At 30.5% G+C, this 14,724-nt stretch carries 10 protein-coding genes; 9 read left to right on the top strand and 1 reads right to left on the bottom strand.

What is annotated here, in order from left to right; genetic code table 11:
* Positions 1-7 precede the first annotated feature (7 nt).
* From FVF61_RS13375 to FVF61_RS13335, 9 genes are all read left to right on the top strand, one after another.
* Entirely contained in the window at positions 8-505 is a 498-nt protein-coding gene (locus tag FVF61_RS13375) for a hypothetical protein (RefSeq protein WP_148457244.1), read from the top strand.
* Between the two features lie 20 nt (positions 506-525).
* On the top strand, positions 526-1,182 hold the full coding sequence (locus FVF61_RS13370) for a hypothetical protein (protein ID WP_148457242.1): 657 nt from the start codon (positions 526-528) through the stop codon (positions 1,180-1,182).
* 79 nt (positions 1,183-1,261) lie between these two features.
* Positions 1,262-2,458 (top strand): DUF2062 domain-containing protein, encoded by a 1,197-nt coding sequence (locus tag FVF61_RS13365; protein ID WP_148457240.1) that lies wholly within the window; start codon positions 1,262-1,264, stop codon positions 2,456-2,458.
* The gene (locus FVF61_RS13360) at positions 2,451-6,143 is read left to right on the top strand and encodes an MMPL family transporter (RefSeq protein ID WP_148457238.1); all 3,693 of its coding nucleotides are present in this window, start codon (positions 2,451-2,453) and stop codon (positions 6,141-6,143) included. Before FVF61_RS13365 ends, FVF61_RS13360 begins: the two co-directional genes overlap by 8 nt.
* Positions 6,140-7,684: a phytoene desaturase family protein gene (locus FVF61_RS13355; protein ID WP_148457236.1), complete on the top strand. Its 1,545-nt coding sequence runs from the start codon at positions 6,140-6,142 to the stop codon at positions 7,682-7,684. The genes FVF61_RS13360 and FVF61_RS13355 overlap by 4 nt, the downstream gene beginning before the upstream one ends.
* Complete coding sequence (locus FVF61_RS13350) at positions 7,681-9,351, top strand: C45 family autoproteolytic acyltransferase/hydolase (protein ID WP_148457234.1); 1,671 nt, start codon at positions 7,681-7,683, stop codon at positions 9,349-9,351. The genes FVF61_RS13355 and FVF61_RS13350 overlap by 4 nt, the downstream gene beginning before the upstream one ends.
* Complete coding sequence (locus tag FVF61_RS13345) at positions 9,348-10,646, top strand: phenylacetate--CoA ligase family protein (RefSeq protein ID WP_148457232.1); 1,299 nt, start codon at positions 9,348-9,350, stop codon at positions 10,644-10,646. Before FVF61_RS13350 ends, FVF61_RS13345 begins: the two co-directional genes overlap by 4 nt.
* Before the next feature lie 94 nt (positions 10,647-10,740).
* On the top strand, positions 10,741-12,198 hold the full coding sequence (locus tag FVF61_RS13340; RefSeq protein WP_148457231.1) for a hypothetical protein: 1,458 nt from the start codon (positions 10,741-10,743) through the stop codon (positions 12,196-12,198).
* 73 nt (positions 12,199-12,271) lie between these two features.
* Positions 12,272-13,345, top strand: coding sequence for an NADH:flavin oxidoreductase (locus tag FVF61_RS13335; RefSeq protein ID WP_148457229.1), 1,074 nt, complete (start codon positions 12,272-12,274; stop codon positions 13,343-13,345).
* Between the two features lie 122 nt (positions 13,346-13,467).
* Here the strand turns inward: FVF61_RS13335 and FVF61_RS13330 are convergent, their stop codons facing one another.
* On the bottom strand, positions 13,468-14,664 hold the full coding sequence (locus FVF61_RS13330; protein ID WP_148457227.1) for a hypothetical protein: 1,197 nt from the start codon (positions 14,662-14,664) through the stop codon (positions 13,468-13,470).
* Positions 14,665-14,724 lie beyond the last annotated feature (60 nt).

The following is a 14,724-nucleotide window of genomic DNA, read 5'->3' as shown; positions in this document are numbered from 1 at the left end:
CCTAACCGTGAAATTTTTAATAACTTTAATAACAACATGTAGCTTATTTATTCTGTCTTTAGAATTAAGTCAAGTTCGTGTTGCCTATAAAGAAGCTGCTCACGATAAAACAAAAGTAGAAGCTTTTAACAAAATGCTTGAAGGTGTTACAAAAAATAGTACTGTAACATTAGTAGCATATAAAGGAGCTTCCATTGCATTAAAAGCAAAATTCGCTGAAACTGTTAAAGAAAAAAAAGAGGGTTTTTTTGATGGTGTTTCTTACATAGAATTTGCTATAGAAAAAGAACCAAATGCTATAGAACCTAGATTTGTTAGAATTGGTATTCAAGAAAACTCTCCTAAAATTTTAAAGTATAAAGACAACATCGACGAAGACAAACTCTTTTTGCTTAAACAATACAACAACATCTCTTCAACAGATTTAAAAAAACATGTTAAAGATTATATTTTACAATCTAATGTTTTTACAGATTTGGAAAAACAAAGCATAAATAATCAATAAATATAATTAGCCATTAAATTATGAAAAACATTACCATTTTACTCTTATTTCTATTCACATATTCTATTTCTGCTCAAGATGTTATTGTAACTTCTAACCATGAAAAAATTTCAGCTAAAGTTGAAGAAATTCATATTAAAACTATTTCCTATAAGAAATTTGAAAACTTAAATGGACCTATATATCATATTGAAAAGTCTGAAGTAATTAAAATTATTTTTGAAAATGGTGACGAAGAAGTATTTGATGCTCCAAATGATAATGATGATGAAAGTGAAGTAACAATGGAAGAAACTCAAGCTTTTTTAATAGATTATATTGGTAAGTATTGCTACGATGATAATGGGTATTTAAAAAATAAATACAAAGCAAAATTTGAAGGAGACTATTTAAGGTTAACTGTCATGAATAAAGATAAATCTAAAGAATTAAGTAATTATTTATACGATTTTAAAAACGTTTATTCCTTTAGAAGACCAGACAGAAGAGAAGACAATCTTGCTTATATAAATTTATATGCACCTTTCTTAGTTAATGAAAAGAAAGATAAATGGGATAAACATAAATTAGTTATGAGTGTAGAAGGACATGAAAATGCACAATCTATAGTAAACGCATTAAAACATTACAACTACCTTCTTAAACAGAAAACTAAAAAACCTGATCAAAAATTTTAGTTTTAATTATGTGCTAGCGCTTCAAATACGAAGAAAAATCAGTAATTTCGGAACAATAATAAAATAAGGCTTCTTTGAAGTGACTAACAAGCTTATTAGACAGAAAATTACAGATTTAAACGTATGTGTTATTATTCCAACATATAACAACCAACGTACTCTAAAACGTGTTTTAAATGGTGTTCTGGAATTAACAAATAACATTATTGTTGTTAACGATGGTTCTACAGATACTACGTCGACAATTCTTAAAGAATACCAACAGCTTCAACAAATTCATTTTCCAAAAAACAAAGGGAAAGGCCTTGCTTTAAAAGAAGGTTTTAAACTTGCCGTTTCTTTGGGTTATCAGTTTGCAATTACTATAGATTCTGATGGTCAGCATTTCCCAATCGATATTCCAAATTTTATAAACGAACTGGAATTGAACAATTCCAAGGATATGTTGATTATTGGTTCCAGAAACATGGAACAAGAAGGGGTTCCTGGAAAAAGTAGTTTTGGAAACAAGTTTTCAAACTTTTGGTTTTGGGTAGAAACTGGTATCAAATTGAAAGACACACAATCTGGATTTAGATTGTATCCTTTAAACGTAATTAAAAACCTGAAATTTTACACCACCAAATTCGAATTTGAAATAGAAGTAATTGTAAAAACAGCTTGGAAAGATGTAGAAGTTAAAAATATCCCTATTCAAGTACTTTATGATGAGACTGAACGTGTATCGCATTTTAGACCTTTCAAAGATTTTACAAGAATTAGCATCTTAAATACCTGGTTGGTTTTTTTAACTCTTATATATTATTTACCTAGACGGTTTTTAAGAAATATTAAAAAAAAAGGTCTTAAAAAATTCTTTGTTGAAGATCTCTTAGGCAGCAACGATTCTCCAAAAAAGAAAGCCCTTTCCATTGCTTTAGGAACTTTTATAGGTTTTTCTCCTCTTTGGGGATTTCATACTTTTTTAGTCTTAACACTTGCTATTTTTCTAAAACTAAACAAAGCCATATCCTTTGCGTTTTCAAACGTAAGCTTACCTCCTTTTATTCCTTTCATAATTTTTGCTAGTTTAGAATTGGGACAATGGGTTTTAGGCGAAAATATTTCATATTCTATTGAAGATTTGATGGATAATTTTGAAGCAATTGAGCATCTAAAAACGTATCTTGTTGGAAGTTTTACCTTGGCAATTATAGGAGCTATTGTTTTTGGATTTATTGGATATATTTTCTTCAGCCTTTCAAATAGGAAGAAAATGACTTTAAAAAATGACTAACTTTTTTTATAACATACATACGTATCTAGCCTCAAAAAAAATTGTAGGCTTTTTTGCTTTAATCCTAATTGTTTTAAGCTTAGGCTTTTTAGCTTCAAAAATTACTTTTGAAGAAGACATTACAAAACTTATTCCTATAAATGAAGAAAATGCAGATGCTCAAAAAGTATTAAAGTCAGTAAACTTTGCCGATAAAATAATTGTAAATATTAAACGTGAATCTGCTGGTTCCATCAACAATTTAACCCAATACGCTTCACAATTTATTGATAGTATTAACAACTCTTCAAGCAAGTATTTTACTAAAATACAAGGGAAAGTTGAAGATGAAGAAATACTAAATACATTAGATTTTGTCTATAATAATCTACCTCAGTTTTTAGAGGAATCCGATTATATTACCATACAAAATAAGCTTCAAAAAGACAGTATAGAGGCTATTACTAAAGCTAATTATAAAACCTTGATTTCACCTTCTGGAATGGTTGCCAAAGAAACCATTTTAAGAGATCCATTAGGTTTATCGTTTTTAGCCTTAAAAAAGTTACAGCAATTAAGTTTTGGCAACGAGTTTACCATGCAAAATGGCTTTTTGTTAAGCAAGGACAAAAAACATATTCTGTTATTTATAAGTCCAACGCATGCTTCTAGTGAAACTTCAGAAAATGCCCTTTTTGCAGAACAACTTTACAGTTTAAATTCAAAACTAAATCAGGAGTTTAAAGGCAAAGTAAGTAGCGAATATTTTGGTGGTGCTTTAGTAGCAGTAGCCAATGCTAAACAAATAAAAAAAGACATTCAACTAACCGTTGGTATTGCTATAACATTCTTACTATTAATTCTTATTGTATTTTATAGAAAGCTAAGTGTGCCACTAATTCTATTCACACCAACTGCTTTTGGTGCCTTACTTGCAGTAGCTTTATTATTTTTAATACGAACAAAAATTTCTGCAATTTCTTTAGGAATTGGCTCTGTATTACTAGGTATCACTTTAGACTATGCCTTACATATTTTAACGCATATTCGTAGTAATAACAACATAAAAGCCCTGTATCAAGAAATTACCAAGCCAATTTTAATGAGTAGTTTAACAACAGCTTTGGCTTTTTTATGTTTGCTGTTTTTAGACTCTCAAGCGCTTCAAGACCTTGGGCTTTTTGCAGCTATTAGTGTGCTTGGTGCTTCGTGTTTTGCATTGATTTTTATTCCACTAGTTTATAAAGAACAAAGTAAAACCACAAAAAAGGCAACTGTTATTGATAAAGTAGCATCTTACCCACTTCATAAAAACAAATGGGTTTTAATAGGATTGGTGTTACTATTTTTTATGAGTTATTTCACCTATAACAAAGTAACTTTTAATAACGACTTAGCTAATTTAAACTTTGAACCAACCAATCTTCGTAAAGCTCAAGACCGATTAGATGCTTTAACCAATATTAATTCCAAATCTGTTTATATTGCTGCATACGGAACAAATGAAGATGAAGTACTTCTGGCAAACGACAGTATTTTTTCGACCTTAAAAAATTTAAAGGAGAAAGATAGTGTCATTGGTTTTAGTTCTATAAGTGCTTTAATAAAATCTAACCAAATACAAGAAATACAGCTTGCCACTTGGAATAATTTTTGGTCTGAAGAAACCAAACTAAATACTAAAGAAAACCTAATTGATAGTGGCTCTAAGTTAGGATTCAAGCCTAATAGTTTTCAGCAATTTTACAAACATTTAGATTCAGATTTCGCCATATTAAGTATAGAAGATTTTAAAGCTTTCAAAACCATTTCGGTTGACGATTACATTGCTTCAAAAGAAGGTTTCACAACCATAACAACCTTAGTAAAGTTAAAAGACGAACAAGCAGAAAACTTGTTTCATAAATTTGAAAACAACTCGAAAACTTTAGTTATCGATAGAAAACAAATGAATGAAACCTTTTTGGGCAACCTTAAAACCGATTTCAATAGTTTGGTAGGTTATTCATTTATAGTTGTTTTACTGCTTCTGTTACTATTTTATCGCAGTTTTTCTTTGACCTTGGTTACGCTTCTTCCTATTGCTTTAACTTGGTTTTTAACTATTGGAATTATGGGCTTGTTGGATATTCAATTTAATATTTTCAACATTATTATTACAACTTTTATTTTTGGTTTAGGTATCGATTATAGCATTTTTATAACTAACGGTTTGCTCCATGAATTAAGAACTGGGGAAAGCTCCTTACCTACCCATAAAACCTCTATTTTACTTTCAGTTATTACTACTATTTTGGGAGTTGGTGTGCTTGTTTTCGCTAAGCATCCAGCTTTACATAGTATTTCCATGGTGTCGCTAATTGGTATTTTATCTGCAATGCTTATTTCGTTTACTATCCAACCACTTTTATTTGGATTTTTTATTGGCAGTAAAAATAGCAGACCTTCGCCAATACTCATGTTTATTCACTCTTCCATCTCTTTTACTTATTATGGTTTAGGTGGTTTATTTTTATCATTACTTGGAATTGCTTTTATGAAAGTGGTACCAATTAGTATGAAAATTAAAATGAATTGGTTTCATAAAGTCATGTCGAAATTCATGAAATCGGTTTTAGATTCTTATCCGTTCTTTAAAACAAAAGTGATAAACAATTCAAACGAAACATTTGAAAAACAAGCCATGATTATAGCCAATCATACATCATTTTTAGATATTTTGGCTATTGGCATGTTGCATCCCAAAATTATTTTTTTGGTAAACGATTGGGTTTACAACTCCCCATTTTTTGGAAAAGCAGTAAAACTTGCAGGTTTTTATCCTGTGTCAAGTGGTATTGAAAAAGGAGTTGACCATTTACAAAAGAAGGTCGATCAAGGTTACAGTTTAATGGCGTTTCCTGAAGGCACACGTTCTTACACCAATAAAATGAAACGCTTCCATAAAGGTGCTTTCTTTTTAGCTGAACAATTTAAATTAGACATTGTTCCAGTAATGATTCATGGAAATTCCGAAGTGCTACCTAAAGGAAATTTCGTTATAAAAAGTGGTGCCATTACAGTAAAAATACTAGATAGAATACCATTTGAAGATGATATATTTTTAGGAACAACTAGAGATACTACTAAAAAAACAAGCGCATACTTTAAAGAACAATTTAATGCTTTTAGACAGGAAATTGAAGATGATATCTATTTCCACAAAGTAGTTTTAGAAGAGTTTCGTTATAAAGGAGATGCATTATATAAACAGGTGAAATTAGATTTAAAAACTAATAGAACAGCTTACAAAACCATCATGGATTCGGTTGGAGAAAAAGATAGCATTCTGCATATTTCTAAAACTTGTGGACAATTAGATTTCTTATTGGCTTTAGATAGACCAGATAGAAAGATATATACCTATTTTGAAAACAAATCTGTGAGCAACATCGTTAAAAACAGTTATATAAGCAATAATCATTATAAGATTTCAGTTTTAGATACAATTGAAGATACTCTAAATAATAATGCTAACGTTCTTATTTTAGACGCAATCAATTTAACAAATAAACAATTGGAAACTACAATTTTAAATGGGCTTACAAAAATTATCTTATTACATTCAGATTCTGAATTATATTCTGAAGTATTTAAAAAACAGTCTTTTAAAGTAGTTCAACAAAAAGATAATTGTATCATATTAACAAAAACACATACCATTTGAAACCAAAGTCACATTACGATATTGTTATAGTTGGTAGTGGTTTGGGAGGACTTGTTTCAGCAGTCATACTTGCCAAAGAAGGTTACAGTGTTTGTGTCTTGGAGAAGAACCAACAGTATGGTGGCAACCTTCAAACTTTTGTAAGAGACAAATCCATATTCGACACTGGAGTCCATTATGTTGGGAGTTTGGACAAAGGACAAAATCTTTATCAATACTTCAATTTTTTGGGTATTATGGATGAGCTTGCTCTTAAAAAAATGGATGAAGATGGCTTTGATGCTATTACGTTTGACGACGATGAAGTAGAATACAAATATGCTCAAGGTTACGAAAAATTCATCAAGAATTTAGTTAAAGATTTTCCAGAAGAAGAAATAGCGATTCAAGCTTATTGCAATAAAATAAAAGAGACATGCGACAAGTTTCCACTATACAGATTAAAACTTGGAAGACCTTATGCAGACGGTGTTTTTAAATTACAAATTAGAACATTTCTAGAATCTATTACAGATAACAAGCGCTTACAAGCTGTCTTAGCTGGAACTAATTTTTTGTATGCTGGAGATGGTTATAAAACACCATTTTATGTCCATTCTTTATCAGTAAACTCTTACATTCAAAGTGCGTATCGATGTTTAAATGGAGGTAGCCAAATAACCAAATTATTAATCCGAAGACTTTTGGAGGCTGGTGGAGAAGTTTACAAATATCATGAAGCCATAAAATTTGAGTTTGAAGAAGACAAAATAAGTTCCGTTATTTGTGAAAATGGCAATGAAATTAAAGGCGATTTATTTATTTCGAATATAGATCCAAAACTCACTCTAAAACTAATTGATGATGGGAAATTACGTAAATCCTACATTAACAGAATTGAAAATATAGAAAGTACCATTGCAGCTTTTAGTTTATATATTGTTTTAAAACCTGGTTGTTTTAAATATTTAAACAAAAATTATTACCATTTTAAATCGGTTGATGCCGTTTGGAATGGGCAACAATATACACAAGAAAGCTGGCCTGAAAATTATATGTTATCCATGGGAATCAAGAAAAACAACGATGAATATGGAGATAATATGACTATTATGACATATATGCGTTATGAAGAAGTGGAACCTTGGGAACAAACATTCAACACTGTTGCTAATAAAAACGAAAGAGGACAAACTTATGAAGAATTCAAAAAAGAAAAAGCTGAAAAAATCATTGTTGAATTAGAGAAAAAATTTCCAAACATTAGAGATTGTATTCAAGAAACTTATACCTCATCTCCTTTATCTTATAGAGATTATATTGCAACAAATCGTGGTTCCATGTATGGTTATGCTAAAGATGTAAATAAATCTATGCAATCATTTATTTCACCTAAAACCAAAATTGAAAATCTGTTATTTACAGGACAATGTTTAAACATGCATGGTATTTTAGGGGTTACTATTGGAGCAGTTGTAACTTGCTCGGAAATTTTAGGTCAGGAGTTTTTATTGGATAAAATTATTGCTGCTAACAAACCATCAAAATCAAAAAAAGCATGAGATTAGCAACCTACATATTATCATTGTTCTTACTACTAAGCTTGGTGTCTTGTGGTGTTTCTAACTCCTTGAAAGATGTTCCAGATGTTAGTATGTATCACGATGCTTTACCCAAACGCACTAAAATATCAGACACATCATTTACAACAGATAATGGTTATCTAACAAAAAATTCTTCTGGTCAATGGGAATTATTTGTAACTGGAGATCCTTATCAAATTGGATTAAACACTGGTAGTTTAACTCAAGAACTTTTTGAAAAACAAGAACATGCTTTTTTAAGTAAGGTTGATGAATTGGTTCCTTCAAAATCAAAACAAAAATTATTACGAAAACTTCTAGCTTGGTACAACCGTAAAATGTATTTACATATTCCTGAAGAATACAAAGCTGAAATTTTAGGCGTTTCTAAATATGCAGGAGATGACTATGATTATGTGGCAGACGATTATTTAAGAATTCTTTATTTCCATAGTGCTCACGATATTGGCCATGCGCTTCAAGACCTTATGCTTGTTGGCTGTTCATCTTTTGCTGCTTGGGGAAATAAAACCGAAGATGGCGATTTAATTATTGGTAGAAATTTTGATTTTTATGCTGGAGATGATTTTTCCAAAGATAAAATAGTTGCTTTTGTAAAACCAACAAACGGTTACAATTTTATGTCTGTTACTTGGGCTGGCATGTTGGGAGTTGTTTCAGGAATGAACGATCAAGGTTTAACAGTTACTATTAACGCTGGAAAATCGAGTATTCCTTGGGTGGCAAAAACACCTATTTCTATTCTTACTCGAGAAATTTTACAGTATGCTTCAAATATTGAAGAGGCTATTGAAATTGCTAAAAAACGTCAGGTTTTTGTATCAGAATCAATATTTATAGGAAGCTCCAATGACAATCGAGCCATTACGATTGAAGTCTCGCCAAAGAATTTTGGTGTTTATGAGGTTGAAAATTCCGATCAGTTAATCTGTTCCAATCACTTTCAAAGTGATGCTTATGCAAAAGATGAAAAAAACATCAAACATAAAGCCGAAAGCCATTCGCAATATCGTTACGAACGAATGGAAGAACTTTTAAATGAAACACCAAAACTAACACCAGAAATAGCAGTAGATATCTTAAGAAATAAAGAAGGCCTACAAGATAAAAATATTGGATATGGCAATGAAAAAGCCTTAAACCAGCTTTTAGCACATCATGGAATTGTTTTTAAACCTGAAGAACGTTTGGTTTGGGTTTCTTCAAATCCGTATCAATTAGGAGAGTTTGTAGCCTATAATCTAAATACCGTTTTTGCTGAAGCTTTAAATAATGATCAAGCTTTACCATTAAACAATAAAACATTAACTATTGAAGAAGACTCTTTTCAATATACAGAAGCCTATCTAGACTATGAAAAATATCGCATTTTAAGCAGACAAATTGAAAAATCAATTAGTAATGACGATTATATTGTCCCAATCATGCTTACTGAACTACAGAATGCTAATCCAGAATATTGGCAAGCCTATTATTTAGTAGGAAAATATTATTACGAAAAAAAGTATTATAGAGCAGCTTTAAATGCTTTTGAAGAAGCAAAAACTAAAGAAATTACAACAGTTCCTAGTCAAGAACAGATAGATTTGTATATTAAAAAGATTAAAAGGAAACTAAACGAATGATTCCCGAAATAGAAAAAGCATCAGCAGAAAACATAAAAACCTTTCAGGAGAATAAATTAAAAGGTCTATTAAATTATTTAAACACACAATCCCCTTATTATAAACGTGTATTTAAAGAGCAAAAAATTGATATTAATTCTATTACAACTCTTGAAGATTTAACAAAAATTCCTACAACTACAAAAGATCAGTTGCAACAATATAACAACGATTTTTTATGTGTGCCTAAAAACAAAATTATCGATTATGTAACCACTTCTGGTACATTGGGAGATCCAGTAACTTTTGCTTTAACTGATAATGATTTAAACCGTTTGGCTTATAACGAAGCCATGTCTTTTGCTTGTTCTGGTGTTTCAGAAAACGATGTCATGCAACTAATGACAACTATAGACAGACGTTTTATGGCTGGATTGGCTTACTTTTTAGGAGCAAGACAATTAGGAGCTGGTATTATTCGTGTTGGAGCTGGAATTCCAGAATTGCAATGGGATTCTATTTTAAAATTTAAACCAACTTATCTAATTGCTGTACCTTCGTTTTTATTAAAATTGATTGAGTATGCTAATCAACATAATATCGATGTAAATAATTCAGGAGTAAAAGGAGCTATCTGTATTGGCGAACCTTTAAGAAATCAGGATTTTTCGTTGAATACTTTAGCTGAAAAAATAACCTCTCAATGGCAAATTGAGTTGTTTTCAACGTATGCTTCAACAGAAATGAATACAGCTTTTAATGAATGTGAAAAACAACAAGGTGGGCACCATCATCCAGAATTAATAATTGTTGAAATTTTAGATGAAAAAGACCAACCTGTTTCAGCTAATGAAGTTGGTGAACTTACTATAACGACTTTAGGTGTTGAAGGCATGCCATTACTTCGTTTTAAAACTGGAGACATGGTTCAAGCACATACAGAACCATGCAATTGTGGCAGAAATACCATGCGCTTAGGACCAGTTGTAGGCAGGAAAAAACAAATGATTAAATATAAAGGAACTACATTATATCCTCCAGCAATGGATAATATTTTAAACGATTTTAGTGAAGTTGAAAGCTACATTATTGAAATTTCAAACAACACGATTGGAACAGATGAAATTTGTATTAAAATAGCTGTAAAAAATCCTACAGACAAATTACTTCAGCAAATTAAAGATCATTTTAGAGCCAAATTACGTGTGTCTCCAAAAATAGAAATTCACAATAAAAAGGAAATTCAAAAATTGCAATTCCCAATCATGAGTAGAAAACCTGTTATGGTAATTGATAATAGAAAAACAGAATCCTAATTTTAGGATATTAAATCAATAGTAATTACCTCTTAAATTTCTTTGAAAACCTTCATTTTAGGTTTAAATTTATGTAACTAAAATCATATTTAAAATGACTAAAATATTTATAAAACCAATTCGTTTGAAGTTTTTTAAATATGTTAGTATTTTCTTCTTACTTGTATCAATTCATTCCATAGCACAGCAAGGAAATTACAGATTCAACAATTTTGGAAACCGGTCTATTTTACTTTCTGGAAATGTCACTGGAAGTGTTTCAGATTTAGGACTTGTATATTACAATCCTTCCTATATTACAGATGTTGAAAATGTAGGTTTCTCTCTTAATGCAAAAGGATACCAATTAATCTTTTTAAAATTTAAAGATGCATTAAACGAAGATTCAAATTTAAGTAATACCTCTTTTAGAGGTACTGCTGTTATGGCTGGTGGAATTTTTAATTTGTTTGGTACTCGATTTGCTTATTCATACTTTACTAAAGCTAATAATAATATCAACTTAAATTACGGAAGCTATTACTTAAACGATGCTATTTTAGCTGTTTTTCCAGATGCCGTAAAGCACAATGCTAAAATTGGCTTACAATCAAATTTAAAAGATGATTGGACTGGGATAACTTGGGGTAAGAAGATAAATGATAATTTTAGTTTTGGATTTTCTGCTTTTGCTTCGTTTTATACAAACTCAGGTCTATCAAATGTAAATCATACCATTCAATCTTCAGATAATGAAGTTGCATATTATCAAAATATAATAGGTTTCAAACAAAAATCTTATGGAATATTTATAAAAATTGGTGCTAATTATCATTTTCCAAAATTCGACTTAGGTTTAAACATTAATCTACCATATATAGATGTGTACGATGAAGGAAGCTATTCGTATTCTGAAGTAATTTCAGGAGTTGCACCAGAATACAACCTATTTGTAGATAACAATTTTAAAGACTTATCAGCAAAAAGAAAAGACCCTCTTGGCATCTCTTTAGGAGCTGGAATTCCTATTAAAAAAAGTAAATTACACCTTAATATAGATTATGTAAGTAGTTTAAATCAATATAGTAGAATTGATGTCCCTGATATTGATACAGGAGATGATACATTAACTCCTGTAAATTTTAATGAAGAGCGTAAAATCGTAATAAATTTTGGTGTTGGGACTGAAGTATTTATAAATGAAAATTTTAAAGCTTATGCTGGTTTTTCAACAGACTTCTATGCCTTAGTAAATAGTACAAATATTTTCGATTTAGCGTCTGATGGTTCAAAAGACATTAAAGTAGGTGACGATTTTTATCATTTAAGCCTTGGCGTTAATTGGACCTTAAAATGGGCAAATCTTATAGGTGGTATAACCTATACAAATGGTTCAAGTAAATTTTTAAGCCCTTATACTATTAATTTTGAAGGAATTGATATTAATAATGATATAAACTCTTCTTTAACATATACACGCTGGCAATTTGTTGTAGGTATCGATGTACCTATCCTAAGTAAGAAGGTGAAAGAATTTACAAATAAAAAGAAGGATTCAAATAAAAAAGAGTAAAATAAATTCTTATCTATTACTCAAAATAACTCTTAATATTTCTGCTTAAATTTACATTTAAAAATATTTTACTATGACGAATGCCAATTCAACCTTAACTTTTCCTTGTGGTTCAACCATGAAAAATAGATTTATGTTAGCTCCATTAACCAACCAACAAAGCCATGAAAATGGGCAACTATCTCAAGATGAATTAAAATGGTTAACAATGAGAGCAGAAGGAGGATTTGGCTTAGTAATGACTTGCGCTTCGCATGTACAAGAAATTGGAAAAGGCTTTCCTGGTCAATTAGGTATTTTTAGTGATAACCTAATTGAAGGACATATAAAATTAACATCTCAAATTAAAGAACAAGGAAGTTTAGCTGTAATTCAATTACATCATGCTGGTATGAGAACTCCTGCCGAGTTAATAAAAGAAAAACCTGTTTGTCCTTCTGATAATGAAGAAACAAATTCAAGAGGACTTACTTTAGATGAAGTTAAACAACTAAGAGACGATTTTATTTCAGCTGCTATTCGTGCCAAAAAATGTGGTTATAATGGTGTAGAAGTTCATGGAGCACATGGTTATATATTAACGCAATTTTTAAGTTCAGAAATAAATAAAAGAAAGGATGAATATGGTGGATTACTAGCAAATAGGTCTCGACTTCTATTTGAAATAGTTGATGCCATTAGAGAAACATGTGGCGACCATTTTTTACTTGGTGTTCGATTATCTCCAGAAAGATTTGGAATGGACATAGAAGAGATAAAATGGGTTTGTCAGAAATTAATAGATGATGGAGCTATAGATTTTCTTGATATTTCCTTATGGGATAGTTTTAAAATGCCACATGAGAAAAAGTATCAAAAAACTTCATTATTAGAGCACTTTAAATCCTTAGATTTTAAAAAAGTAAAATGGACTGTTGCAGGAAAAATTAATAATGCTATGGATGTTCAAAAAATCTTAGATTCTGGAGTAGATTTTGTAACTATTGGAAAATCAGCCATACTTCATCACAACTTTCCAAAATTGGTTTTAAAAAATCCTACTTTTAATCCAATTGCAATTCCAGTTTCAGAAGATCACCTCAAAAAAGAAGGATTAGGCGAAAAATTTATTGATTATTTAAATAAATGGCCAAATTTTGTTAAATAACAATTTTGAAATACTTTACAAGCCATTAGTTTAAACTGAACAAATAATAAAGCCTTTACAGAAATGTAAAGGCTTTATTATTTAAATAGAAATTAAATATTAGTTAATTTCTATAACTTACATTATTGAGGAGTCATTCCAATTAATTCACAAATTACTCCATGTGCAATCATATAAATATCACCTGATAAACCATTTACCTTATAAGAGTCTACACTTACATTATCTAAACTTCCATGTTGATAAGGATATTGTCCAGGAGCAACAGTTGGTACCCAACCATTATTACCTCTTCTTTTAAGTGGATACGGTCCATTACCTAAATAAAGATGAGTTTCTGTAAGTACATATCCAGCATCTACTGAATATGTAACTAAAGCATCACCAGTTTCTGCATTATAATCTAACGTTACAGTACCAGCTGGTTCTCTATTTTCAGTAATACAACGTCCAGCTCCAGCATAAATATCCATAATATATACTCCAGTAGAAAGTGGACCATTTGTCCATCCCCATCTATTAAATCCATTTCCAATGAAACAAGTGGCAATATCATCATTCCCTTTAGCGAACATAGTTTCACATTCACCAATTTGAATTTCTCTATGGCATGTTAATCTAATATTATCAATAGCTCCAGAGTTATTCATTTCAAGTACCATACGTACTACACCAGATGTTGATTCTAGATCTATAAGTTGTTTTTCATTATCGAAACCATATGGTAGTTCATGTTGAAGTAATATATTGTTAGAGCCATCGTATAATGTAATAACAGTTGGTAAACCACTTGAATCTACTGGTTCAAGATCAAGCATATCAAAAGAATGCAGTGTTACCATTCCGTTTCCATATCCTGAAAAGTCGAGCTCAAACCTAGTTCCGTTACGAGCACTATCATCTGGATCAGAACTGTCCATGTCTTCAGAAATAATTAGAACGTTTCCTAATGGCACATCGTTACTTGGTCTTGGTCCATCTGAAGAAATTCCAGGACCACCATACATTTCATTTGGTGTTCCTAAATCAAAATCATTCCCTGTAGGGTTTGAAGAGTCAAAAATCATGGCTGTATTCATACCAGGGAAATCTGGATTAACTGCCATAATTGCAATTGAACCTGAGCAGCCATTTGGCGATACTTCAGAAACAATTTCTCCAGCAGAGAATCCATCAAAATTAATTACAGTAATTTCATTAAAATTACTAATAAGTGAATTACTCTGGTTAGAAATTTCGGAGTTTTCATTAAGTGACTCATTGGTGCAGGAAGCGAAAATCAACGCTAAAACTGCAAATAATAATACTGTTTTTTTCATAATGTTAAATAATTAATTGATTAATAGCAAATTGAAATTAGTTTTATCCATTAACTTTTC

This window comes from Xanthomarina maritima, from assembly GCF_008084905.1.
In the GTDB taxonomy this organism is placed as follows: domain Bacteria; phylum Bacteroidota; class Bacteroidia; order Flavobacteriales; family Flavobacteriaceae; genus Xanthomarina; species Xanthomarina maritima.
Note: the sequence above shows the minus strand (reverse complement) of the source record. Positions and strands in the feature narration are given on the sequence as shown.